Annotated in this window: 20 protein-coding genes and 1 other RNA gene; 20 read left to right on the plus strand and 1 reads right to left on the minus strand. The window is 45.7% G+C overall.

What is annotated here, in order from left to right:
• Positions 1 to 68: 68 nt before the first annotated feature.
• From rsmI to lpxC, 16 genes are all read left to right on the plus strand, one after another.
• On the plus strand, positions 69 to 932 hold the full coding sequence (rsmI, locus tag R7F64_RS08340) for a 16S rRNA (cytidine(1402)-2'-O)-methyltransferase (RefSeq protein ID WP_005372907.1): 864 nt from the start codon (positions 69 to 71) through the stop codon (positions 930 to 932).
• Between the two features lie 168 nt (positions 933 to 1100).
• Positions 1101 to 1531: RNase P RNA component class A (gene rnpB / locus R7F64_RS08345), an RNA gene on the plus strand.
• A gap of 175 nt (positions 1532 to 1706) precedes the next feature.
• On the plus strand, positions 1707 to 2657 hold the full coding sequence (gene rsmH, locus R7F64_RS08350; protein ID WP_005372918.1) for a 16S rRNA (cytosine(1402)-N(4))-methyltransferase RsmH: 951 nt from the start codon (positions 1707 to 1709) through the stop codon (positions 2655 to 2657).
• 5 nt (positions 2658 to 2662) lie between these two features.
• A complete protein-coding gene (gene ftsL, locus R7F64_RS08355) occupies positions 2663 to 2980 on the plus strand; it encodes a cell division protein FtsL (protein WP_005372920.1) in 318 nt (105 codons plus the stop codon).
• Positions 2977 to 4770 (plus strand): penicillin-binding transpeptidase domain-containing protein, encoded by a 1794-nt coding sequence (locus R7F64_RS08360; RefSeq protein WP_086046525.1) that lies wholly within the window; start codon positions 2977 to 2979, stop codon positions 4768 to 4770. The genes ftsL and R7F64_RS08360 overlap by 4 nt, the downstream gene beginning before the upstream one ends.
• A 62-nt stretch (positions 4771 to 4832) precedes the next feature.
• The gene (murE, locus tag R7F64_RS08365; RefSeq protein ID WP_213917034.1) at positions 4833 to 6314 is read left to right on the plus strand and encodes a UDP-N-acetylmuramoyl-L-alanyl-D-glutamate--2,6-diaminopimelate ligase; all 1482 of its coding nucleotides are present in this window, start codon (positions 4833 to 4835) and stop codon (positions 6312 to 6314) included.
• Positions 6311 to 7675 carry a UDP-N-acetylmuramoyl-tripeptide--D-alanyl-D-alanine ligase gene (locus R7F64_RS08370; RefSeq protein WP_005387401.1) on the plus strand — a complete coding sequence of 455 codons (1365 nt, stop codon included), beginning with the start codon at positions 6311 to 6313 and terminating at the stop codon, positions 7673 to 7675. Before murE ends, R7F64_RS08370 begins: the two co-directional genes overlap by 4 nt.
• Positions 7675 to 8757, plus strand: a complete 1083-nt coding sequence (gene mraY / locus R7F64_RS08375; RefSeq protein WP_005372931.1) for a phospho-N-acetylmuramoyl-pentapeptide-transferase — start codon at positions 7675 to 7677, stop codon at positions 8755 to 8757. Before R7F64_RS08370 ends, mraY begins: the two co-directional genes overlap by 1 nt.
• Before the next feature lie 39 nt (positions 8758 to 8796).
• The gene (gene murD / locus R7F64_RS08380; protein WP_017821485.1) at positions 8797 to 10110 is read left to right on the plus strand and encodes a UDP-N-acetylmuramoyl-L-alanine--D-glutamate ligase; all 1314 of its coding nucleotides are present in this window, start codon (positions 8797 to 8799) and stop codon (positions 10108 to 10110) included.
• An 18-nt stretch (positions 10111 to 10128) separates the two neighbouring features.
• Complete coding sequence (gene ftsW, locus R7F64_RS08385; protein WP_005372933.1) at positions 10129 to 11325, plus strand: cell division protein FtsW; 1197 nt, start codon at positions 10129 to 10131, stop codon at positions 11323 to 11325.
• Positions 11312 to 12379: an undecaprenyldiphospho-muramoylpentapeptide beta-N-acetylglucosaminyltransferase gene (murG, locus tag R7F64_RS08390; RefSeq protein ID WP_047102003.1), complete on the plus strand. Its 1068-nt coding sequence runs from the start codon at positions 11312 to 11314 to the stop codon at positions 12377 to 12379. Before ftsW ends, murG begins: the two co-directional genes overlap by 14 nt.
• A gap of 23 nt (positions 12380 to 12402) precedes the next feature.
• Complete coding sequence (gene murC, locus R7F64_RS08395; RefSeq protein ID WP_005387395.1) at positions 12403 to 13860, plus strand: UDP-N-acetylmuramate--L-alanine ligase; 1458 nt, start codon at positions 12403 to 12405, stop codon at positions 13858 to 13860.
• Positions 13861 to 14052: 192 nt separating this feature from the next.
• The gene (locus R7F64_RS08400; RefSeq protein ID WP_215810548.1) at positions 14053 to 14835 is read left to right on the plus strand and encodes a cell division protein FtsQ/DivIB; all 783 of its coding nucleotides are present in this window, start codon (positions 14053 to 14055) and stop codon (positions 14833 to 14835) included.
• On the plus strand, positions 14828 to 16090 hold the full coding sequence (gene ftsA / locus R7F64_RS08405; RefSeq protein ID WP_005372946.1) for a cell division protein FtsA: 1263 nt from the start codon (positions 14828 to 14830) through the stop codon (positions 16088 to 16090). The genes R7F64_RS08400 and ftsA overlap by 8 nt, the downstream gene beginning before the upstream one ends.
• 30 nt (positions 16091 to 16120) lie before the next feature.
• Entirely contained in the window at positions 16121 to 17359 is a 1239-nt protein-coding gene (gene ftsZ / locus R7F64_RS08410) for a cell division protein FtsZ (protein WP_005387391.1), read from the plus strand.
• A 101-nt stretch (positions 17360 to 17460) separates the two neighbouring features.
• Positions 17461 to 18378: a UDP-3-O-acyl-N-acetylglucosamine deacetylase gene (gene lpxC / locus R7F64_RS08415; RefSeq protein WP_047102006.1), complete on the plus strand. Its 918-nt coding sequence runs from the start codon at positions 17461 to 17463 to the stop codon at positions 18376 to 18378.
• 113 nt (positions 18379 to 18491) lie between these two features.
• On the opposite strand, the gene R7F64_RS08420 is transcribed toward lpxC, so the two are convergent.
• The gene (locus R7F64_RS08420) at positions 18492 to 18950 is read right to left on the minus strand and encodes a DUF721 domain-containing protein (protein ID WP_005381869.1); all 459 of its coding nucleotides are present in this window, start codon (positions 18948 to 18950) and stop codon (positions 18492 to 18494) included.
• Positions 18951 to 19357: 407 nt separating this feature from the next.
• Between R7F64_RS08420 and secA the strand changes: the two genes are divergently transcribed.
• The 4 genes from secA to carA all read left to right on the plus strand — a co-directional run bounded on the left by secA (position 19358) and on the right by carA (position 25182).
• Positions 19358 to 22087, plus strand: a complete 2730-nt coding sequence (gene secA, locus R7F64_RS08425; protein WP_005387389.1) for a preprotein translocase subunit SecA — start codon at positions 19358 to 19360, stop codon at positions 22085 to 22087.
• Between the two features lie 155 nt (positions 22088 to 22242).
• Complete coding sequence (mutT, locus tag R7F64_RS08430) at positions 22243 to 22641, plus strand: 8-oxo-dGTP diphosphatase MutT (RefSeq protein WP_005387387.1); 399 nt, start codon at positions 22243 to 22245, stop codon at positions 22639 to 22641.
• Positions 22642 to 22751: 110 nt separating this feature from the next.
• Positions 22752 to 23561 (plus strand): 4-hydroxy-tetrahydrodipicolinate reductase, encoded by an 810-nt coding sequence (gene dapB, locus R7F64_RS08435; protein WP_005381860.1) that lies wholly within the window; start codon positions 22752 to 22754, stop codon positions 23559 to 23561.
• Positions 23562 to 24042: 481 nt separating this feature from the next.
• On the plus strand, positions 24043 to 25182 hold the full coding sequence (gene carA, locus R7F64_RS08440; protein ID WP_238974798.1) for a glutamine-hydrolyzing carbamoyl-phosphate synthase small subunit: 1140 nt from the start codon (positions 24043 to 24045) through the stop codon (positions 25180 to 25182).
• Position 25183 lies beyond the last annotated feature (1 nt).

The following is a 25183-nucleotide window of genomic DNA, read 5'->3' on the forward strand; positions in this document are numbered from 1 at the left end:
TGCCGTGAGTTCTCTATAATTTTGTACAAAATTGTCTCTATATTAATCGTTGAAGTGATGGTAAACAAATGACAGATAAAAATAAGTTGCCGAATGAGGGGCCAACTCTCTATATCGTACCGACTCCAATCGGAAATTTAGCGGATATCACCCAACGTGCTATCGAAATTCTGTCGACTGTGGACATCATTGCCGCTGAGGATACTCGACATACGGGCAAATTACTGTCTCACTTCAATATTCAAACCAAAACTTTTGCTCTACATGACCACAATGAGCAGCAAAAAGCACAAGTTTTGGTAGAAAAGCTGCTTTCCGGTCAGTCTATCGCATTAGTTTCTGACGCTGGTACGCCACTTATCAGCGACCCAGGATACCATTTGGTGACAAAATGTCGTCAAGCGGGCGTTAGAGTTGTGCCTCTTCCAGGTGCCTGTGCGGTCATTACGGCGTTAAGTGCCTCTGGCTTGCCATCGGATCGCTTTAGCTTCGAAGGTTTTTTACCACCGAAAAGCAAAGGTCGTAAGGATAAATTCCTAGAGATTGCTTCGGTAGAGCGTACGTGTATTTTTTACGAGTCACCGCACCGTATTTTAGACTCTCTACAAGACATGTTAGACGTTCTTGGCCCAGATAGAGAAGTTGTGTTGGCAAGAGAGCTAACAAAAACCTTTGAAACCATTCAAGGCATGCCGTTAGGTGAGCTGATTGAATGGGTGAAAAGTGACGATAACCAACAGCGTGGTGAAATGGTATTGTTGGTACATGGCCATCGTGAAACAACAGACGACTCACTACCTGAAGATGCTTTACGCACGTTAGGGATTTTGACCAAAGAGCTGCCTTTAAAAAAAGCAGCTGCTTTGGTGGCAGAAATACATAACTTGAAGAAGAATGCGCTATATAAATGGGGCTTAGAAAACTTAGACTAAGTGCCGCTAGCGAGATAAATGGTCAATGAGGGTTGATGTTTAGGCATCGGCCTTTTTATTAATCTATTTTTGGCACGTTGACTAAAAAGTCATCACTTAGTGCATTCATTTCATCATATCTGTGATCTAACTAGACTCTGAAGTGAGAACTCTATACAATCCGCCCTCGGAGCTGACTGGGTAGTCGCTGCTTTGTTGATGTCCTTCGGGAGACTGACGTCGAAGTCCCTTTGGGAGACTGACGTTGACGTCCTTCGGGAGACTGACAAAGGGGAGGAAAGTCCGGGCTTCATAGAGCAAGGTGCCAGGTAACGCCTGGGGGGCGCAAGCCTACGACAAGTGCAGCAGAGAGAAGACCGCCGATGGCCCGTAAGGGTACAGGTAAGGGTGAAAGGGTGCGGTAAGAGCGCACCGGACGACTAGCAATAGTTCGTAGCAGGGTAAACTCCACCTGAAGCAAGACCAAATAGGCCTCCACATTGCGTTGCTCGCGTAAGGAGGCGGGTAGGTTGCTCGAGCCAGTGAGTGATTGCTGGCCTAGACGAATGGCTACCGCCGCGCAAGCGGAACAGAACCCGGCTTATGTGTCGGCTCCACCTATTCGAGACCCATCTCTACTTCGGTAGTGATGGGTTTTTTGCATTTAATTGACGCAAACTATGTCATTACCAATAAACTTGGCGTAAATCACGTCTAACTTTAGACTTGTGGTGGCGATGATGTAGGAAATCAGTACACTAAAGAATCGCTTCAAGATCATTCAACGAGAAAGCTATGACCGAAACCTTCCAACATATTTCCGTGTTATTAAATGAATCCATTGATGGCTTAGCTATCAAACCAGACGGCGTCTATATTGATGGAACATTTGGCCGTGGCGGTCACAGCCGGACAATTCTATCTAAACTCGGTGAAAATGGCCGACTGTACAGTATCGACCGTGACCCTCAAGCGATCGCTGAGGCAGGCAAAATCAATGACCCTCGCTTCACCATTATTCATGGTCCATTTTCTGGTATTGCTGAGTATGCTGAAGAGTATGGGCTAGTTGGAAAAGTGGATGGTGTTCTGCTGGATTTAGGCGTTTCTTCTCCTCAGTTAGACGACGCAGAGCGTGGCTTTAGCTTTATGAAAGACGGTCCGCTAGATATGCGTATGGACCCGACATCAGGTGTTCCAGTATCTCAATGGTTGATGGAAGCAGACCTCGATGATATCACTTGGGTCATTCGCGAGTTTGGGGAAGATAAACATGCGCGCCGTATTGCAAAAGCGATTGTTGCCTACCGTGAAGACGAAGAAAATGAGCCAATGGTTCGCACTGGTCAGCTGGCAAAATTGATTTCAGATGCCGCACCGAAAAGTTTTAAAGAGAAAAAACACCCTGCGACTCGTGCTTTCCAGGCTTTTCGTATTTACATCAACAGTGAGTTAGAAGAAATTGATACGGCACTTAAAGGCGCGGCGAGCATTCTGGCTCCTGAAGGCCGTTTATCTGTGATTAGCTTCCACTCTCTGGAAGACCGTATGGTCAAACGTTTTATCCGTAAAGAGAGCAAAGGGCCTGAAGTGCCACACGGTATTCCAATGACGGAAGAGCAAATTCGTGCTCTTGGTAGTGCGAATATGAAAGCGGTGAGCAAAGCGATTAAGCCAAGCAAACAAGAAATTGAAATGAACCCTCGCTCGCGCAGCTCTGTGTTAAGAATTGCGGAAAAGCTTTAATTATTATGACGAAATCCACTCCTAATCTTGCTAAGTTGATTGCGACGGATCTCCTCACCGTTGGTCGCTGGCCATTACTGTTGTTGCTATTGATCGTGGCATCGGCAATGGGAGTGGTATTTGCTACCCACCATGCGCGTCAAGCGATTACCGAGAAAGACCATACGTTGGTTGAACGAGAACGATTAGATAGCGAATGGCGTAACTTAATGTTGGAAGAAACTGCCCTCGCGGAACACAGTCGTGTTCAAGACCTTGCCAAAAAAGAACTTGAAATGAAACGACCTGATGGCGATAAAGAAGTGGTTGTCACGCTCAAATGATTAGAAAAAAATCCAACACGAAACAAGCCAATAAGCGTAAACCTGTAGCAAAAGAGAAAGCGGCTACGGGGGATAAGAAAACCGATAACAAAGCAGTGAAAGTGGCGGTCGAAGAATCTTTCTTGATTCGTTGGCGCTTCCATCTATTACTGTTTTTTGTTTTTTGTGCATTTGCCCTTTTGGTGGCACGCGTAGCCTACATCCAAATCATTGAGCCAGATAACCTGATTAAACAAGGTGACCTACGTTCGGTTCGTGTTAAATCCATTCCTTCTGCTCGCGGTATTATTTCGGATCGAAATGGTGAGCCGCTTGCTGTCAGTGTACCGGTTGAGGCTGTTTGGGCAGATCCTGCCACGATATTTAAAGAAAACGCGTTAAGCCAGACCAAAAGTTGGCATGCATTAGCGGATGTTCTTGGTATTGACCGACAAGGGTTAATAGACAAAATCAAGCGCAATGAAAAACGCCGCTTTATCTACTTGCAGCGCCAGGTCAGTCCGGCCATGGCGAACTATATTCGTGAGTTAAAGCTGCCAGGTGTTGGCCTTAAGTCGGAATCTCGTCGTTATTATCCTGCAGGTGAGGTTAGTGCTCACTTAGTCGGTGTGACAGGCATTGACGGGCATGGCCTAGAAGGTGTGGAGCGTAGCTACGACGAGTGGCTCACTGGCGCGGCGGGTAAGAAAACTATTCGTAAAGACCGTTATGGTCGTGTTGTGGAAAACATTGCTTGGCAAGACAAGCAAGAAGGTAAATCACTTCAGTTAACTATCGATCAGCGTCTACAGGCGATTGCGTATCGTGCGATTAAGCAAGCCGTTGCGGACCACCGCGCCACTTCAGGTTCTGTTGTCATGTTGGATGTAAAAACGGGCGCCGTATTGGCCATGGTTAATGCTCCTTCTTACAACCCTAACAATCGTAGCGATTGGCAAAGCTATCAAATGCGTAACCGAGTGATCACGGACTCAATGGAGCCCGGTTCGACCATTAAGCCTTTCGTTATTTTAGCCGCCTTAGAAAATGGGATAGCTGATAAAGATACCATCGTAGATACCGGTAATGGTGTCCTACGTTTAGGTGGTAGTCGAGTCAGAGATGTCTCTCGCGTAGGCAAAGCAAGCTTGACCACGATCCTTAAAAAGTCGAGTAATATCGGTGTGACGAAGCTAGCAATGCAAATGCCGGTAGAGGCGCTTCTTGGGCTGTACAGTTCAGTGGGTTTTGGTGAGCTTTCTGGCCTAAACCTAGTTGGGGAAGTGACGGGTATTTTTCCTACACGAACTCGTTGGTCGCCAATTGAGCGCGCCACGATTGCGTTTGGTTATGGTCTATCGATTACACCAATCCAGCTAGCCCATGCTTATGCGACGCTTGGAAACCTTGGCAAATACGAGCCTATTCATATTATCGAAAGCAATGATCATGACATGTCACGTCAAGTGGTGAGTGCGAAGTATGCGCGTCAAGTATTAGACATGTTGGAAACCGTAACTCAAAAAGGGGGCTCGGCTCGCAGAGCGGCAGTTCCTGGTTATCGAGTGGGAGCGAAAACAGGTACATCACGTAAAGCTTCTGCCGGTGGGTACAGCGACGAGTACATCACCTACACGGCTGGGCTTGCTCCGGTTAGCGATCCGCGAATTGCTTTGGTGGTGATCGTAAACGAGCCTCAAGGTGATGATTACTATGGTGGTTCGGTAGCGTCTCCTGTCTTCTCTGAAATCATGAAAGGCGCGCTACAAATACTCAATGTTGCACCTGACGAAAACAAATTCCAACAGTAAGCCCTGTGGTTTACTGAGCAAACAAAATTAAGAAAACCTGAGCCAAAGCTCGGAGAACAAATATGACTAAAGCCATCAGTATGGACGTGCTGCTTTCCCCTTGGGTGGATTGCCCTAGCTTATCGTCCGTTCTTGTTTCTGAATTGGAGCTCGACAGCCGAAGAGTTCAACCTGGAACCACGTTTGTAGCAGTGATTGGCCATGTTGTGGATGGGCGTAAATTCATTGCCTCTGCAATTGAGCAAGGTGCAAATGCAGCCCTGGCGCAAGCCTGCGATGTCAAAACACATGGTACGGTGGAAATCATTGATGATGTTCCCGTCATTTACATTGATAGGTTGGACCAACGTTTATCCGCAATTGCTGGAAAGATCTATGCTTACCCTGATATGGATTTGATTGGTGTCACCGGCACCAACGGCAAAACCACCATTACCCAGTTAATAGCGCAATGGCTAGAACTGCTTGACCATAAAGCGGCGGTAATGGGAACAACAGGAAATGGCTTCCTCAATAACTTGCAACAAGCTGCGAATACAACGGGGAATGCCGTTGAAATTCAGAAAACGCTCTCCTCTCTCGCAAATCAACAAGCCACATACACCGCGCTAGAAGTATCTTCTCATGGCCTGACGCAAGGTCGTGTCAAAGCATTATCATTTGCGGCGGGCGTGTTTACTAACTTAAGTCGTGACCACTTAGATTATCATGGCACGATGGAAGAGTATGCCAATGCAAAGCTTGGGTTGTTCACGCAACACCAATGTGAACGTGCCATTATCAATGTTGATGATGAAGTCGGTCATCAATGGGCGTCGCAGTTAAGTAATGCGATCGCTGTCTCGCTCAAGCCGAACACTGAATTTGAAAGCGCAATTTGGGCGACGGAAGTCAGTTACGCAGAGTCAGGGATTACTATTAAGTTCGATGGTAAATTTGGCTCAGGTAAATTGCACGCGCCATTGATTGGTGAGTTTAATGCAACCAACTTAATGCTCGCTTTTGCGACCTTATTAAGCTTAGGTAAAGAGAAACAAGCGTTACTCGAAACTGCAGGTCAACTGCAACCTGTACTCGGCCGAATGGAGTTATTCCAAACTGAGGATCGTGCCAAAGTCGTGGTCGATTATGCCCACACTCCTGATGCTTTAGAAAAAGCGCTGCAAGCTTTACGAGTTCATTGTGAAGGCCAGCTGTGGGCTATTTTTGGCTGCGGTGGCGATCGCGATGCAGGTAAGCGCCCAATGATGGCGGAAATTGCAGAGCGACTAGGTGATAGAGTGGTGTTGACTGACGATAACCCACGCAGCGAAGATCCGGTTCAGATTGTGAAAGACATGTTAGCTGGGCTGTCAAAACCTGCTGAAGCGATTGTTCAGCATGACCGCTTCAAAGCACTGTCTTATGCCATTGAAAATGCTTCGCCAAACGACATTATCTTGTTAGCAGGGAAGGGCCATGAAGATTATCAGATTCGTAATGGCGAAACGATTCATTACTCCGACCGCGAGTCCGCAATGCAACTTTTAGGATTGACCTCATGATCAAAGTAACGTTATCTCAAATTGCAGACATCACTCGTGGCGAGCGATTCGGCGACGATCTACTTATCGACGCGGTTTCTACTGATACACGAACGATTGATCGTGGGGCTCTATTTGTCGCGTTAGTAGGGGAGCGCTTTGACGCGCACAACTTTTGCCAACAAGCGGTAGATGCAGGTGCCGGTGCTTTACTCGTAGAAAAACGCTTAGATGTGAATGTGCCGCAAATTGTGGTGTCGGATACCAAACTTGCATTGGGTGAGTTTGCTTCTTGGGTGCATCAAGCATGCAAAACACCTACCGTTGCCATCACCGGAAGTTGCGGTAAAACTACCGTAAAAGAAATGGTTGCGAGTATCCTGCAATTGAAAGGCAAAGTGTTATTCACGGCGGGTAACTTCAATAATGATATTGGTGTTCCGTTGACATTATTGCGCTCACAGCAGGATGATGATTATGCCGTGATTGAGCTTGGTGCTAACCATATAGGTGAAATTGCTTACACGACTCAGTTAGTAAAACCAGATATCGCGTTAGTGAACAATGTAGCCGCCGCTCACCTTGAAGGCTTTGGTTCTATCGATGGCGTGAAACAAGCCAAAGGTGAAATCTACCAAGGCCTTTCAGCTGGTGGTATTGCGATTGTTAACCTAGACAGCAATGGTGAAGCCAAGTGGGATGAAGTGTTAGCAGATAAGAAAGTCATTACTTTTTCACAAAGTAATACTGATGCAGACTTCTTCGCTTCTAACATCGTATTGAACGCCGCAGGTGAAGCAAGCTTTGACTTACATATCGCAGCAAGCTCACAAGAAATTGAACTGTCTCTGGGTATTATAGGTCAACACAACGTTGCGAATGCGATCGCTGCTTCTATTATTGCGTTACAAATGGGAGCTACATTAGAAGAGGTTCGTGCTGGCCTTAAACATTTGAACAAAGTGAAAGGTCGCGTCGAGGTTGAAGCGCTGAGCGAAAAGATAAAATTGATTGACGACAGCTACAACGCGAGCGTGCCAGCCATGAAAGCGGCAGTTGATTTATTGGCCGCTTTCCCAGGTCAACGCTGGCTGATTTTAGGTAATATGGCGGAATTGGGCGAGGAAAGTCTTGCACTTCATCGTCAAGTCGGGGAACATGCTGCCCCACAAAAATTTGAACATGTTCTCACATATGGTGCAGACGCCAAGGTGATCAGTGATCTTTGCCAAGGCATTCATTTTGAGACGCACCAAGAGATGATTGAATACATCAAGCAGCATCTAGACCAAGCCGTTCCTGAAAACCATACGATATTGGTGAAAGGAGCGAATGGTGCACGTATGTTTGAAGTCGCTGCTGCTTTGAAGGAGTATTATTAATGATTATTTGGCTTGCCGAGCTGCTACAGCCATACCTGTCTTTTTTCCGATTGTTTGAATACTTGTCTTTTCGAGCAATCCTAAGCGTATTAACCGCTCTAGGTCTGTCATTATGGATGGGACCAATCATGATCAAGCGTTTGCAAATGCTGCAAATTGGTCAGGTAGTGCGTAACGAAGGTCCTGAATCTCACTTTAGTAAGCGTGGTACCCCAACAATGGGCGGTATCATGATCTTAGCGGCCATCTCAATCACGATTTTGCTATGGACAGACTTATCCAACCCTTACGTATGGGCGGTACTGACAGTCTTACTTGGCTACGGTGCGGTCGGATTTGTTGATGATTATCGTAAAGTGGTACGCAAAAATACCGATGGCTTGATCGCGCGTTGGAAGTACTTCTGGCAGTCGTTGATCGCGTTTGTCGTCGCTTTCGCATTGTATGCTTACGGTAAAGACACAGCAGCAACTCAGCTAGTGGTGCCATTCTTTAAAGACATCATGCCGCAACTTGGTTTGATGTATATCATTCTGACTTACTTTGTCATTGTAGGTACAAGTAACGCGGTTAACCTGACTGATGGTCTAGACGGTTTGGCAATCATGCCAACGGTTCTTGTTGCAGCAGGCTTCGCGGTTATTGCATGGGCGACCGGTAACGTTAACTTCTCTGAATACCTTCATATACCATACTTACCACATGCATCTGAGTTAGTTGTCGTATGTACAGCAATCGTAGGTGCAGGCCTTGGTTTCTTGTGGTTTAACACTTACCCAGCACAAGTGTTCATGGGCGATGTAGGTTCACTAGCGCTTGGCGGTGCATTGGGCACCATTGCTGTTCTAGTTCGTCAAGAGTTGGTGTTAGTGATCATGGGTGGCGTATTTGTAATGGAAACGCTATCAGTCATCCTGCAGGTAGGTTCTTACAAATTACGTGGTCAGCGTATTTTCCGTATGGCACCAATTCACCACCACTACGAATTGAAAGGTTGGCCAGAACCTCGCGTAATCGTGCGCTTCTGGATTATTTCTATGGTTCTTGTTCTGATTGGTCTTGCGACATTGAAAGTGCGTTAATCGCGCTTTCCAAGAACAAGATTTACAGTGTGATCAAATATGGAACGTTGGCAAAACATACATAGTGTTGTCGTCGTAGGGCTCGGTATTACCGGGCTCTCTGTCGTTAAACACCTAAGAAAAAATCAGCCACAACTTGTGGTCAAAGTCATTGATACTCGTGTAAACCCTCCAGGTGCAGAGCGCTTGCCGGAAAGTGTTCAACTGCATAGTGGTGGTTGGAATACGGACTGGCTTTCTGACGCGGATCTTATCGTGACCAACCCTGGTATTGCGCTAGCGACACCAGAGATCCAAGCCGTCTTAGCAAAAGGTACGGCAGTAGTTGGTGATATCGAGTTATTCGCTTGGGCGGTGCAGAAACCCGTAATTGCGATTACGGGCTCAAACGGTAAGAGCACAGTAACCGACCTCACAGGTGTGATGGCTAAGGCTGCAGGTTTGGATGTTGGCGTTGGTGGTAACATCGGTGTGCCTGCTCTGGATTTGTTAGAACAAGACGCAGACCTATATGTACTCGAACTCTCGAGCTTCCAGTTAGAAACGACGTCAAGCTTAAAGCTCAAAGCCGCTGCGTTTCTGAATCTTTCTGAAGATCATATGGATCGTTATCAAGGCATGTCTGACTATCGACAAGCTAAGTTGCGTATTTTTAACCATGCTGCTCTTGCAGTCGTGAACCGTGATGATCAAGAAACCTTCCCAGACGCAGAGATGCCATTGGTGACATTTGGCAGCGACAATCAGGACTTTGGTCTCGAGGTGGATGGCAACCGTACTTGGCTGCTCGATCACGGTCAACGAGTTGTCGCAAGTGATGAGCTTAAGTTGGTTGGTAAGCACAACTTATCTAACGCTCTGGTTGCTTTAGCGCTATTAAAAGCTGCGGACGTAAACTATCACAAAGCATTGAATGCACTTAAAAATTACACGGGACTGACACACCGATGCCAGGTGGTTGCGGATAATCAAGGCGTCAAATGGGTGAATGACTCTAAAGCAACTAATATTGCCAGCACTATGGCTGCGCTATCTGGTTTGGAATCGACAGGCAAGCTCTACTTACTCGTTGGTGGTGTTGGCAAAGGTGCTGACTTCTCGCCATTAAAACCGATCTTCGCGACGCTTAACTTGCAACTGTGTTGCTTTGGCGCTGATGGCGATGAATTTATGCCACTGCATGAATCTGCAATACGTTTCGACACTATGGAAGATGTGATTCAACAAGTATCTTCGCAGTTAAAACCAGGTGATATGGTGATGCTGTCTCCTGCATGTGCTAGCTTTGATCAATTCGACAACTTTATGGCAAGAGGTGATGCTTTCGCTGCTCTTGCTCAGAAATATGCATAATTAAAGGTTACACACTTCGTGGGTTTAGGTAACGTTAAACGCAGTATTGGCAATTGGCTCAAGCATCCAGCCCCAGAGGCGATGTTTGATCGTCAGTTAGTGTGGATTGCACTGGGTTTGATGTTGACTGGTTTGGTCATGGTAACCTCTGCATCATTTCCAATCAGCTCTCGATTAACGGAACAGCCGTTCCACTTTATGTTTCGTCATGCGACGTTTCTCGTGCTGGCGTTAGGGACCTCCGCTGTTATTTTGCAAGTGCCTTTGCAAGAGTGGTTTAAGAAGAGCCATTACTTACTTTGGGCTTCTTTCGCACTGTTGATCATCGTGCTCTTGGCGGGTAAGTCGGTTAATGGTGCGTCTCGTTGGATTCCCCTTGGGCTGTTTAACCTTCAGCCAGCGGAAGTCGCGAAGCTATCGCTGTTTATCTTCATGTCTGGTTACTTAGTTCGAAAGCAAGACGAAGTACGACAAACGTTCTTTGGTGGCTTTATGAAGCCAATCATGGTGTTTGCCTTCTTCGCAGTATTACTACTTGGTCAGCCAGACTTGGGGACGGTCGTCGTGATGCTGGTCACGCTGTTTGGCATGCTTTTTATCGCAGGTGCAAAACTAACCCAGTTTCTCGCCTTGATGGTGGCAGGTATCGGCGCTGTAGTAGGTTTGATTCTCGTCGAGCCATACCGTATGCGACGAGTAACCTCCTTCCTTGACCCGTGGGAAGATCCATTTGGCAGTGGCTATCAGTTGACTCAGTCTTTGATGGCGTTTGGTCGTGGTGAATGGTTCGGACAAGGTCTCGGTAATTCAATTCAAAAACTGGAATATCTACCGGAAGCGCATACCGACTTTGTGTTTGCCGTACTTGCTGAAGAGCTTGGTTTCGTAGGCGTAGTGCTGGTCTTAATGCTGATTTTTAGCTTGGTGCTAAAAGCGGTTTACATCGGCAAGCGTGCATTTGAAGAAGGCGAAATGTTCGGAGGTTATCTGGCTTTCGGAATTGGTATTTGGTTTGCGTTTCAAACCTTGGTTAATGTTGGAGCTGCCGCCGGTATTGTTCCAACTAAAGGTTTAACACTTCCACTCATCAGTTATGGTGGTTCTAGTCTAATAATTATGTCCGTCGCAGTGTCCATACTACTGCGTATCGATTACGAATGCCGCTTGAAACGCGAGCAACAACAATCAGAACAACAAGCTAATGAAACAAAATAAACGTTTGATGGTGATGGCTGGTGGTACTGGCGGTCACGTATTCCCAGGTTTGGCGGTAGCAAAACAGCTTCAAGAGCAAGGTTGGGAGATCCGTTGGTTAGGTACGGCGGATCGAATGGAAGCGGATTTGGTGCCAAAACATGGCATTGAAATCGACTTTATCAAAGTGAAAGGGTTACGAGGTCAAGGCGTTAAACGTCTTCTTGCAGCACCATTTCAAATTATCAATGCCATTATGCAGGCTCGTGCTCACATGAAACGCTGGCAGCCAGACGCAGTGCTTGGTATGGGCGGTTATGTTAGCGGCCCGGGCGGTATTGCCGCTTGGATGAGTGGCATTCCTGTTGTTCTGCATGAACAAAATGCAGTAGCAGGTTTAACGAACCAATGGTTATCGAAAATCGCTAAGAAGGTTTTTCAGGCTTTCCCAGGCGCTTTTCCAAATGCCGAAGTGGTTGGGAACCCAGTTCGTGAAGATGTGACTCAATTAGCAGCGCCAATTGAGCGCATGCAAGAGCGCCAAGGTCCAATTCGCATTTTGGTGATGGGTGGCAGCCAAGGCGCACGTATTCTTAACCAAACTCTGCCAGAAGTGATGTCGAAATTGGGCGAAGATTACTATGTTCGTCATCAAGCGGGCAAAGGTGCCGCCGAAGAAGTGAATGCAGCATACCAAGCTAATGGTGTGGTAAATGCAGAAGTAATGGAATTCATTGATGACGTTGCAGAAGCTTACGCATGGGCTGACCTTTTAGTTTGTCGCTCTGGAGCGTTAACCGTTTCTGAAGTCTCGGCGGCAGGTGTAGGCGCTATTTTTGTTCCATTCATGCACAAAGACCGCCAGCAAGCACTTAATGCAGACCACTTGGTGGATTGCGGCGCGGCGAAAATGATTGAACAACCAGATTTAACCGTTGAGTCTCTGACTCAGCAGATCCAACAATTGGATCGCCAAGCTTTACTTACAATGGCTGAGCAAGCGCGTGGCGCTGCAAAATTGAATGCTGACCGAGTTGTCGCACAAGCCATTGTCGCTTTGACCGAAAAGCGTTAACCGAATTATTGAGAATAGAATTGATGACAATCCAACATACACAAGACTTAGCTCAGATTCGCGCAATGGTGCCAGAGATGCGCCGCGTGAAATCCATCCACTTCATCGGTATTGGTGGTGCGGGCATGAGCGGCATTGCAGAAGTGCTGTTGAACGAAGGCTACCAAATCACAGGTTCTGATCTATCAGAGAACGCTGTGACAGAGCGTTTGGTATCAAAAGGTGCGACGGTATTTATTGGTCATCAAGCCAGTAATGTAGAAAAAGCAAGTGTGGTTGTTGTGTCAACGGCGATCAACGAAGAAAACCCAGAAGTGATGGCGGCACGTGAATTACGCATCCCTATTGTACGCCGCGCAGAGATGTTGGCTGAATTGATGCGATTCCGTCACGGTATTGCCGTTGCGGGTACACACGGTAAAACCACGACGACCGCTCTTGTCACTCAAATCTATTCTGAAGCCGGTCTTGATCCAACGTTTGTGAATGGCGGTTTGGTGAAAAGCGCAGGTACAAATGCGCGTCTAGGCTCGAGTCGTATTCTAATTGCAGAGGCAGATGAAAGTGACGCGTCATTCCTGCACTTGCAACCAATGGTGAGCATTGTTACCAATATCGAAGCCGATCATATGGATACCTATGGTGGTGACTTTGAAACCTTAAAGCAAACCTTCATCGATTTCCTTCATAATCTACCGTTTTACGGCCAAGCAATTGTTTGCATTGATGATCCTGTGGTTCGAGAGTTAATCCCACGTATTAGTCGTCAAGTGATAACTTACGGTTTTTCTGAAGATGCCGACGTACGTATTGAAGATTATCGTCAAGAGGGGCAGCAAGGCAAATTTACGGTAGTACGTAAAGGGCGAGCTAACTTAGATATCACGCTGAATATTCCAGGTCGTCACAATGCATTGAATGCGTCTGCTGCGATTGCGGTTGCTACTGAAGATGACATTGAAGACGATGCGATCCTAAAGGCAATGGCTGGTACGCAAGGTACGGGAAGACGTTTTGATCACCTTGGCGAGTTTGATACTGGCAACGGCCATGCAATGCTTGTTGATGATTACGGCCATCATCCAACAGAAGTGGATGTAACCATTAATGCAGCACGCAGTGGTTGGCAAGACAAGCGTTTGGTGATGATTTTCCAACCGCACCGTTATAGCCGTACTCGTGATTTATACGATGATTTCGCGAATGTGCTTGAACAGGTGGATGTATTGATCATGCTGGATGTTTACGCAGCGGGTGAAAAGCCGATTGCAGGTGCTGATGGGCGCGCTTTATGTCGCACAATTCGCAGCCGAGGCAAGGTAGATCCGATTTTTGTTCCAGAAATCGAGCAATTACCTTCAGTTTTAGCTAACGTTATACAAGACGGCGACCTAATCTTAACGCAAGGTGCGGGTGATATTGGTAAAGTGGCGAAACAGCTGGCAGGTCTTAAATTGAATATAAACAAGATGCTTGGCTGACACATATTGTTGATGCGAAGGACAGATAAAGACTCAGATCTCGATTTTGCGTCAATATCATTGTGATTTATTGCTATCAGTGTTTGATAGTTTACAAGAGCTCAGTATAATCCCAAGGTTAAAGTCAAGACTTTTACCTCTGCGTAATTATATGGGTAAAAAGTACACGACAAAAGTCAGGAAACGAAGACGTTGTTGAATATTGCACTGAATGACGAGCGACCAAACACGGGTAACAACCGTGGTCGCCAAGAAAAAATCTTGGGTGCGTTATTTTTCGTTGTGGTTGTGACTTTAATTAGTTCTGTTTTGTACGCGGCGATCAGTTGGATGTGGGATGACCAAAGGTTACCTCTCTCCAAAATAGTACTTCAGGGGAAACTGGAGTATGTCCAAGCTGACGATGTGCAGGCTGCATTTAGTCGAATTGATCACATCGGTACATTTATGTCTCAGGATATTGATGTATTACAGCAAAGTGTCGAAGCTCTGCCATGGGTAGCGCATGCCGCAATCCGAAAGCAGTGGCCGGATACAGTAAAAGTTTTTTTGACGGAGCATCAACCAGAAGCCATTTGGAATGGCAACGAACTGTTAGATAGAAACGGGTTCGTTTTTGATGGAGATGTTGCTCTGTTGCAAGAAGAAAAAGTGAAGCTGTACGGACCCAAAGATAGCGGACCGGAAGTCTTACAGACTTACCGTGATTTGAGTCCTAAGTTTCAGCAATTGGGTTTAGCGATATCGTCTCTGGTATTAAACGAGCGACGAGCTTGGCAAATCATCCTTGATAACGGTATTCGATTAGAGCTCGGAAAAGAGTCTCTTCTTGAGCGTATAGAGCGCTTTTTTAAGCTCTATAACAAGCTTGGCAGTGACACGCAAAGAATCAGTTATATCGATCTTAGGTACGATACAGGAGCCGCAGTTGGTTGGTTTCCTGAACAAGAGTTAGAAGAGAGTACAGATGACTAAGGCCGCTGATGACAACATTATTGTTGGTCTTGATATAGGCACTGCAACCGTATCGGCTCTAGTGGGTGAGGTTTTACCAGACGGTCAAATTAATATTATTGGCGCAGGTAGTAGCCCCTCACGCGGCATGGATAAAGGTGGCGTGAATGATTTGGAGTCGGTTGTAAAATCAGTACAACGTGCAATTGATCAAGCTGAATTAATGGCAGAGTGCCAGATCAGCCGAGTCTTCATTTCGTTGTCTGGTAAGCATATCGCAAGCCGAATTGAAAAAGGTATGGGCACGATTTCTGATGAAGAGGTGTCTCAAGAAGACATGGATCGCGCTATCCATACCGCAAAATCGATTAAAATCGGTGATGAACAGCGAATTCTTCATGTGATCCCGCAGGAGTTCACCATTGATTACCAAGAAGGAATCAAAAATCCGCTTGGTTTATCTGGGGTAAGAATGGAAGTGAGTGTCCACCTTATCTCATGCCATAATGACATGGCACGCAATATTATTAAGGCGGTAGAACGCTGCGGCCTTAAAGTAGAACAACTCGTATTTTCTGGGCTTGCTGCTAGTAATGCAGTAATCACCGAGGATGAAAGAGAGCTTGGAGTTTGTGTGGTTGATATTGGCGCCGGCACGATGGATGTGGCCATCTGGACTGGCGGTGCGTTACGTCACACAGAAGTATTTTCGTACGCAGGAAATGCTGTAACCAGTGATATTGCTTTTGCTTTTGGTACGCCAGTGAGCGATGCTGAAGAAATAAAAGTCAAATATGGCTGTGCTTTGAGTGAACTGGTCAGTAAGGATGACACGGTTAATGTACCAAGCGTAGGTGGACGACCATCACGTAGCCTGCAACGTCAAACGTTGTCAGAAGTGATTGAGCCACGCTACTCTGAGCTTATGGGACTGGTTAACCAAACTATCGACTCTGTACAAGCAAAATTGCGCGAAGAGGGTATCAAGCACCATCTGGCTGCGGGAGTTGTACTCACCGGCGGTGCTGCGCAAATGGACGGAGTGGTAGAATGTGCGGAACGCGTATTCCGCAATCAAGTAAGGGTCGGCAAACCGCTCGAAGTCAGCGGATTAACTGACTATGTAAAAGAGCCGTACCATTCTACGGCAGTTGGATTACTTCATTACGCAAGAGACATGCAGTCTAGCGACGATAGCGATTATAATGAACCTAAACGCTCATCTGTAACTGGCTTTTTCGATAAATTGCGTAACTGGATACAAAAAGAGTTTTAACCTGAGTTGCAGGATAAACGGAGACAACACATGTTTGAACCGATGATGGAAATGTCTGACGATGCAGTAATCAAGGTCGTTGGGGTTGGTGGCGGCGGTGGTAACGCCGTTGAACACATGGTGCGTGAATCCATCGAAGGTGTGGAATTCATCAGCGTCAACACTGATGCGCAAGCACTTCGTAAGACAAGCGTTGGCAATGTTATTCAGATCGGTGGTGATATCACTAAAGGTCTGGGTGCAGGTGCTAATCCACAGGTTGGCCGTGACGCAGCTCTCGAAGACAGAGATCGAATTAAAGATTCCCTGACTGGCGCCGATATGGTGTTTATCGCAGCTGGTATGGGTGGCGGTACCGGTACTGGTGCAGCGCCTGTTATTGCTGAAGTGGCTAAAGAGCTTGGCATTCTAACAGTAGCGGTAGTAACTAAACCGTTTAGTTTTGAAGGTAAAAAGCGTTTGGCATTTGCTGAGCAAGGTATCGATGAGCTCTCTAAGCATGTTGACTCTTTGATCACGATTCCAAACGAAAAGCTACTTAAAGTACTTGGTCGTGGTGTAACACTACTAGAAGCTTTTGCAAGCGCTAACGATGTTCTTAAGAATGCCGTTCAAGGTATTGCTGAGCTAATTACTCGCCCTGGCATGATCAACGTCGACTTTGCGGACGTAAGAACTGTAATGTCTGAAATGGGTCACGCAATGATGGGTAGCGGCATCGCCAAAGGTGAAGACCGAGCTGAAGAAGCGGCTGAAATGGCAATTTCTAGCCCACTTCTGGAAGACATCGATCTAGCGGGCGCTCGTGGTGTTCTTGTCAATATTACTGCTGGTCTGGATATGCGTCTTGACGAGTTTGAGACGGTTGGTAATACAGTGAAGGCATTCGCTTCTGACAATGCGACTGTTGTTATCGGTACTTCTCTAGACCCTGATATGACTGACGAAATCCGCGTAACAGTTGTAGCGACAGGTATTGGTAATGAGAAAAAGCCAGATATCACGCTAGTTGCGGGTGGTAAAGCGAAAGTGGCACCGACGCCGCAAGCTCAACCACAGCAACAAGCAGCGGCAACGCAAGCTGAAGAAAAACCGGCACAGACCTTGCAAAATAATCAAGTGCAAGAGAAGCCACAGGTAACTCCTCAGCCGACAAACACTGCTTCTTCTTCTCCAGCTTCGTCGAGTCAAAGTTCTGCGGCTCCAAAGCAAGAAAAGGAAAGTGGTTATTTAGATATACCGGCATTTTTGCGTCGTCAGGCTGATTAATCTTTAACCCATAAATTTGACATGGCTCAAAATTATGGTAGCATTCACGGTCGACGTTACAGACGGCCGTGTTTTGTAGCAAATTTTTGAGAGGCAAGCAGATGATCAGACAACGTACTCTGAAAGAAATAGTGAAAACAACTGGTGTGGGTCTCCACTCTGGTCGTAAAGTCACACTTACTCTGCGCCCGGCTGCTGCAAATACAGGTATCATTTACCGTCGTACAGATGTAAATCCACCTGTAGATTTTCCAGCTGATCCAGCTTCGGTTCGTGACACCATGCTTTGTACTGCATTGGTAAACGATGAAGGTGTGCGTATTTCAACTGTTGAGCACTTGAATGCGGCACTTGCTGGTATGGGCATCGATAACATTGTTGTCGAAGTAGACGCACCTGAAATTCCGATCATGGATGGTAGTGCAAGCCCATTTGTATACTTGCTACAACAAGCAGGTATCGAAACGCAAAATGCGCCAAAACGCTTCATTCGTATCAAAAAGCCAGTTCGTTTTGACGATGGTGATAAATGGGCAGAATTTGTACCATTTAACGGCTTCCGTATGGACTTCGAAATTGAGTTTAATCACCCAGCGATTGAATCAGACGAGCAACGTTTGCTGTTTGATTTCTCGTCAAAAGGCTTTGTTCGTGAGATTTCTCGAGCACGTACGTTTGGCTTTATGCGTGATATCGAATATCTACAATCTCAAAACCTAGTTTTGGGTGGTAGTTTTGACAATGCTATCGTTTTGGATGATTACCGTATTCTTAATGAAGAAGGTCTACGCTTTGAAAATGAGTTTGTGACTCACAAAGTGTTGGATGCGATTGGTGACCTTTACATGTGTGGCCACCCAATCATTGGTGAATTCCGTGCCTTTAAATCTGGCCACGGTTTAAATAACCAACTGTTACGTGCTGTTCTTGCAGATCAGGAAGCGTGGGAGTGGACTACATTCGAAGAAGAAGTCGGCTCACCAGTAGCATTCGCAGAACCAAATATGGTGCTTGCGTAAATACTTGGCATTAGAATTAATAAAAAACCAGGCTTATGCCTGGTTTTTTGCTATTTGGCTTTAATCTTCGACTTATCAATAACATTCAAGCTTTCAGCATATTGAAATAACGTTCACTTACGATCTTCCTTTTCTGCCATATCGGCTAATCGTTTTAAACGCTCTTGAATTTTAGGTGGCGCCATGTCGGCAATCGTCATTAATGACTTTGCTGCAGATTCTGTTAGTGGTGGACGCTTAGGTCTGTCGTCTTGTTGAAAGCGGTTTCTATATAGTGAAGGATTGATCCTCACTTCAACGCTCATCAGCTTGGCAAAGCCTTGAGTACGAAGTTTATTTAGGATCATGAGGCGATCGTAATCGATCTTCATTTTGATCGCGGCACTAGAGACATCGATCAATAGATGGCCGTTACGAACATTCGCTACTCGGCAATGATCGGCCGTCCCCATGGGTAAGACCTCTTGCAAAGCTTGGTTAAGCTGTAAGATTTCTCCAGCATGTTCTTGAATCTGCTTGAACTGTGACTCAGCAATAACATCTTCAGTCGAGGTTGGACGGTGATCACGCATAGGTAAAATCTAATTTTGTTGAGATATAGCTATTCTAGAGCAGCTTTCTATCAAGGTATAGTTTACATTAACGTCTTTAGCTTCAGTTTTACAATGTAGCAAGGTAAAAAGCAAAGTTTGCTCTGGATGGATTACACATATTGCGGTATGCAATATCGGCTAATCAGTCACCACTTTAAGTAAAAACTTCAGAGTGCTTCAAACAAATACGTCTATTTATGGTTGTATCGATTAAAAATCCTTACACTAAGCCACATTGTTTCAAAACTTAGCCTTGAAATATGGATGTTTGAACTCAATATCTTTGATAAATGATTTATCTCAGTATTCTTAGTTCCAAACTGGCAGAGACTGAAGGCATTATGAGTAGATCGGGAACGGTCTGAATAAAGAGAGATTCACGAAAAATGATAACTAAGCTACTGACAAAAGTGATTGGCAGTCGCAACGACCGAACACTGCGCCGCCTTAGAAAAATTGTAAAAGAAATTAATAACTATGAGCCAACATTCGAGGCTCTAAGTGATGAAGAGTTAAAAGCAAAGACGGTTGAATTCCGTGAGCGCCTAGAGAAAGGTGAAACTCTTGATAAACTACTTCCAGAAGCTTTTGCTACGGTTCGTGAAGCATCTAAGCGTGTCTACGGTATGCGCCACTTCGACGTCCAGCTTATCGGCGGTATGGTTCTAAATGCGGGTCAAATCGCTGAAATGCGTACGGGTGAAGGTAAAACGCTGACGGCAACGCTTCCTGCTTACCTAAATGCCCTGGCTGGTAAAGGCGTTCACATTGTAACAGTGAACGATTATCTAGCTAAACGTGATGCAGAGACAAACCGCCCTCTATTTGAATTTTTAGGTATGACTGTTGGCGTAAACGTGCCAAACATGCCTCCTCAAGAGAAAAAAGAAGCGTACCAAGCTGACATCTTGTACGGAACGAACAATGAATTTGGTTTTGACTACCTTCGTGACAATATGGCTTTCCGTAGCGAAGATCGCGTACAACGTGAACGCTTCTTTGCAGTTGTCGATGAGGTGGACTCAATCCTAATTGATGAAGCTCGTACCCCTTTAATCATTTCTGGTCCTGCTGAAGATAGCTCTGAGCTATACACCCGAATCAACCTTTTGATCCCGCATCTTAAAAAGCAAGACAAAGAAGACTCTGAAGAATATCGTGGTGATGGTCACTACACTGTTGATGAGAAATCAAAGCAAGTATACCTCACAGAAACGGGCCAAGAGTACGTTGAAGAACTGTTGGTGAAAAATGGTCTTATGGAAGAGGGTGACACACTTTACTCTCCGACTAACATCAGCATGTTACATCACGTGAATGCCGCTTTGCGTGCTCATGTGTTGTTTGAGCGCAACGTTGATTACATCGTTACTGACGAAGGTGAAGTAGTAATTGTTGATGAACATACTGGTCGTACAATGCCAGGTCGTCGTTGGTCTGAAGGTCTTCACCAAGCAGTAGAAGCGAAAGAAGGCGTTAAGATTCAAAACGAAAACCAAACTTTGGCTTCGATTACCTTCCAGAACTACTTCCGCTTATACGAAAAACTGTCTGGTATGACAGGTACTGCGGATACTGAAGCGTTTGAGTTCCAATCTATTTATGGCTTGGAAACGGTGGTTATCCCAACCAACAAACCAATGATTCGTAACGATATGCCGGATGTGGTGTACCGTACCGAAGCTGAGAAGTTTGCTGCAATCATTGAAGATATCAAAGAGCGCGTTGCGAAAGGTCAGCCAACATTGGTTGGTACCGTATCGATTGAAAAATCAGAACTACTCTCCAACGCCTTGAAGAAAGCGAAGATCAAACACAACGTATTGAATGCGAAATTCCATGAGAAGGAAGCGGAAATTGTTGCTGAAGCGGGTATGCCGGGTGCGGTAACTATCGCGACCAACATGGCCGGTCGTGGTACGGATATTGTGCTTGGCGGTAGTTGGCAATCAAAAGTGGAAGCTTTGGAGAACCCAACTCAAGAACAAATCGATGCGATTAAAGCAGAGTGGAAAGTGGTACATGATCAAGTACTAGATGCTGGTGGTCTACACATCATTGGTACTGAGCGCCACGAATCTCGCCGTATTGATAACCAGCTACGTGGTCGTTCTGGTCGTCAAGGTGATGCGGGTTCATCGCGCTTCTACCTATCTATGGAAGACTCTTTGTTACGTATTTTCACTTCTGATCGTATGGCGAGCCTTATTCAAAGTGGTATGGAAGAAGGTGAAGCTATTGAATCGAAAATGCTTTCTCGCTCAATTGAAAAAGCACAGCGCAAAGTGGAAGGCCGTAACTTTGATATCCGTAAGCAGCTACTAGAATACGATGATGTGGCGAACGATCAGCGTAAGGTTGTCTACGAGCTGCGCGACGAATTGATGAACGTTGAAGACATCAGCGGTATGATCGAGCAAAACCGTGAAGATGTGCTAACCGCGGTTATTGATGAGTACATCCCGCCACAATCACTAGAAGATATGTGGGACGTTGAAGGTCTGCAAGAGCGCTTGAAAGCAGACTTCGATCTTGATGCGCCAGTGAAGCAATGGCTTGAAGAAGACGATAAGCTTTACGAAGAGGCGCTACGCGAGAAGATCATCAATCTAGCCGTTGAAGTGTACAAAGAGAAAGAGGAAGTGGTGGGTGCGCAAGTGCTTCGTAACTTCGAGAAATCGGTTATGCTTCAAACTCTGGATACGCTTTGGAAAGAGCACTTGGCAGCAATGGATCACTTGCGTCAGGGTATTCACTTACGCGGCTATGCGCAGAAGAACCCGAAACAGGAATACAAGCGTGAATCGTTTGAACTGTTTGAAGGTCTACTAGAAGCGCTGAAAACTGATGTGATTACTGTTCTATCTCGCGTTCGAGTTCAGCAACAAGAAGAAGTTGAACGTATGGAAGAGCAACGTCGTGCGCAAGCTGAAGAGGCCGCTCGTCGTGCTCAAGCGCAACACGCAGCAGCACAAAACCCTCTTTCTGAAGGTGAAGAATCTGAAGAAGGTTCAAGTCAGCCAATGGTACGTGATGAACGTAAAGTAGGTCGCAATGAGCCTTGCCCTTGTGGTAGTGGTAAGAAGTATAAACAGTGCCACGGCAAAATCGACTAACGTATTAGTCAGATAATTTTTTAAAGAGTCGCCTAGGCGGCTCTTTTTTTAAGCAAATTCTGTGGCTGTCGAATTTCATAAGTTTTGATAGCATCGGATAGTTTTAGAGATGCAAAGACCGTTGAAGTGTAACGGCTTGAGAGTTAGGAACCCCTATGAAAAGAATTCACATAGTCGCGGCTATTATTTTTAACCAAGACAAATCAAAAATTTTTATTACAAAGCGTCCAGACGACAAGCATAAAGGCGGGTTTTGGGAGTTTCCCGGCGGGAAAGTCGAGTCAGGAGAAAGTATTGAACATGCTCTAGCAAGAGAACTTGAAGAAGAGGTAGGAATTGAAGTTACTGAGCAAGCCCTTTTCGAGCATTTGGAATATGACTATCCAGACAAATCACTTAAGTTTGATTTTATTACGGTATCTAAGTTCAGTAATGAGCCTTACGGCCGAGAAGGTCAAGAAGGTCGCTGGGTTGAGATAAGAGAATTGGGTAACTATGCCTTTCCTGAAGCGAACGTGCCTATCTTGGAGCGTGTCGTAAAAGAGTTCGCTTAAGCCTGATGAACTTGCTTGTGGTAACCACGGTATGTTGTTAGTTTAAACAGATTAAGCGAAACGAGAGAACGAGAGCAAACCTCGTTATCCAGAGAAGGAGAGAAAGCGCAATGGTTCGTATTGCAATCGCAGGAGCAGCAGGCCGAATGGGCCGTAATTTGGTTAAAGCTTCACACCTTAACCCAGAGGCGACAGTGAGCGCGGGATCAGAACGACCTGAGTCCTCACTTGTCGGTGTCGATATCGGTGAACTTTGTGGTGAAGGCAAATTCGATGTGTTCTTAACGGATGATCTTGCTAAAGACGTCGATAATTTTGATGTAATCATCGATTTTACTGCCCCAGTAAGTACGTTGGCGAATCTTGAACTGTGTAAGAAGCATGGAAAGAGTATTGTGATTGGGACGACTGGTTTCAGTGATGCAGAGCGTGAACTGATTGACGAAGCCGCTAAGCAAGTGCCTGTTGTCATGGCTCCTAACTACTCTGTTGGTGTGAACCTAGTATTTAAGCTTCTTGAGAAAGCAGCCAAAGTGATGGGCGACTACTGTGATGTTGAGATTGTCGAAGCACATCATCGTCATAAAGTTGATGCTCCTTCTGGTACCGCTATCGGGATGGGCGAAGCCATTGCTGGTGCGATGGGCAACAAGCTGAATGATGTAGCTGTCTATGCGCGAGAAGGTATCACAGGTGAACGTACTAAAGATGAGATCGGCTTTGCTACAATTCGCGCTGGCGATATCGTCGGTGAGCACACAGCCATGTTTGCTGATATCGGGGAACGAGTGGAGATAACGCACAAAGCGACCGATCGTATGACGTTTGCTAATGGCGCCGTCAAGGCCGCTGTTTGGTTGAGTGCCAAACCAGCGGGCTTTTATACCATGACAGATGTTTTGGGATTGAATGAACTCTAAATACATAATTATTCGCCGGCGGTAGCCGGCTTTTTTATATCTATAGAATTATTTGTAAATGAAATGATTCTAACAGAAAGTATTTTGGTGCTTACTTTTGTCGTTGTTTTGGTTGTTTTGTGGGTGTTTTGGGTTTTGATGTCTAAAAACTAATGTCTTTTTTGTCGAGTGAACGTTTGCGTGAAAAATTCATACTTTTTTGTGATCTCTAAAAAGTTCAAATTTGTAAAATTCATTAAACCTCTATGCCTATCTATGTAATAGCATGTAAAAGTTATCTTTTTGGGCCTTACTGATTCAAAATGACCTTACTCGCTAGAAATTAATCATTTATTTTTGATTGTAGGTTGACAGGTTTCGAGTCCAACTTTAGAATACCGCCAATTTGTCTGAAATACCTATTTATGTAGATTTTATAGGTAAAGGAAGGCATGTTTGCAGTTTGATTTATTTTTTTTGCATTTTTATTCTGGAGGTTGTCTTGGGTAAATTAGCACTGTTGGTCCTAGAAGATGGGACAGTGTTCCGCGGAGTGTCCATAGGGGCAGATGGTCTTTCCGTTGGTGAAGTCGTTTTTAATACCTCGATGACGGGGTATCAAGAAATCCTCACTGATCCTTCCTATTCTCAGCAAATCGTCACTCTCACTTATCCTCACATTGGCAATACCGGAACCACTTCCGAAGATGAAGAATCCTCTTCCATTCATGCACAAGGCCTTGTGATTCGCGATCTTCCTCTAATCGCTTCTAACTTCCGTAACGAACAATCCCTCTCTGATTATCTTAAGTCTCAAAATATCGTTGGCATCGCTGATATCGATACTCGTAAGCTCACTCGTATCCTGCGTGAAAAAGGTGCTCAAAACGGCTGTATTGTTGCGGGCAACAACCTAGACGAAGCTTTGGCACTAGCGAAAGCAAAAGAATTCCCAGGCTTAAAAGGAATGGACCTTGCGAAAGAAGTTACAACAAAAGAAGCGTATCAATGGAAGCAAGGTTCGTGGACGCTTGAAGTTGGACTTCCAGAGGCGAAAGATGACAGCGAGCTGCCATACCACGTTGTCGCTTACGACTTCGGCGCAAAACGCAACATCTTACGAATGTTGGTTGATCGTGGCTGCCGCTTAACGGTTGTACCTGCAGAAACGTCAGCGGAAGAAGTTCTGGCACTAAATCCAGATGGCGTATTCTTATCAAACGGCCCTGGTGACCCAGAACCATGTACTTACGCGATTGAAGCAACCAAAGTGTTCCTAGAAAAAGGCCTGCCAATTTTTGGTATTTGTCTAGGTCACCAAATTCTGGCGCTAGCATCAGGTGCGCAAACGGTGAAAATGAAGTTTGGTCACCACGGTGCAAACCACCCAGTAAAAGATTTAGAGCGTAACGTTGTGATGATTACCTCGCAAAACCACGGCTTTGCGGCAGATGAAGCAACATTACCGGAAAACTTACGTGCTACTCACGTATCGCTATTTGATGGCTCTTTGCAAGGTATCCACCGCACAGACAAGCCAGCATTTAGCTTCCAAGGTCACCCAGAAGCGAGCCCTGGTCCACATGACGCGGCACCGCTATTTGACCACTTTATCGAACTAATCAAAAAACACAGCGCTTAAT

Source organism: Vibrio sp. Vb1980, from assembly GCF_033338615.1.
Taxonomy (GTDB): domain Bacteria; phylum Pseudomonadota; class Gammaproteobacteria; order Enterobacterales; family Vibrionaceae; genus Vibrio; species Vibrio alginolyticus.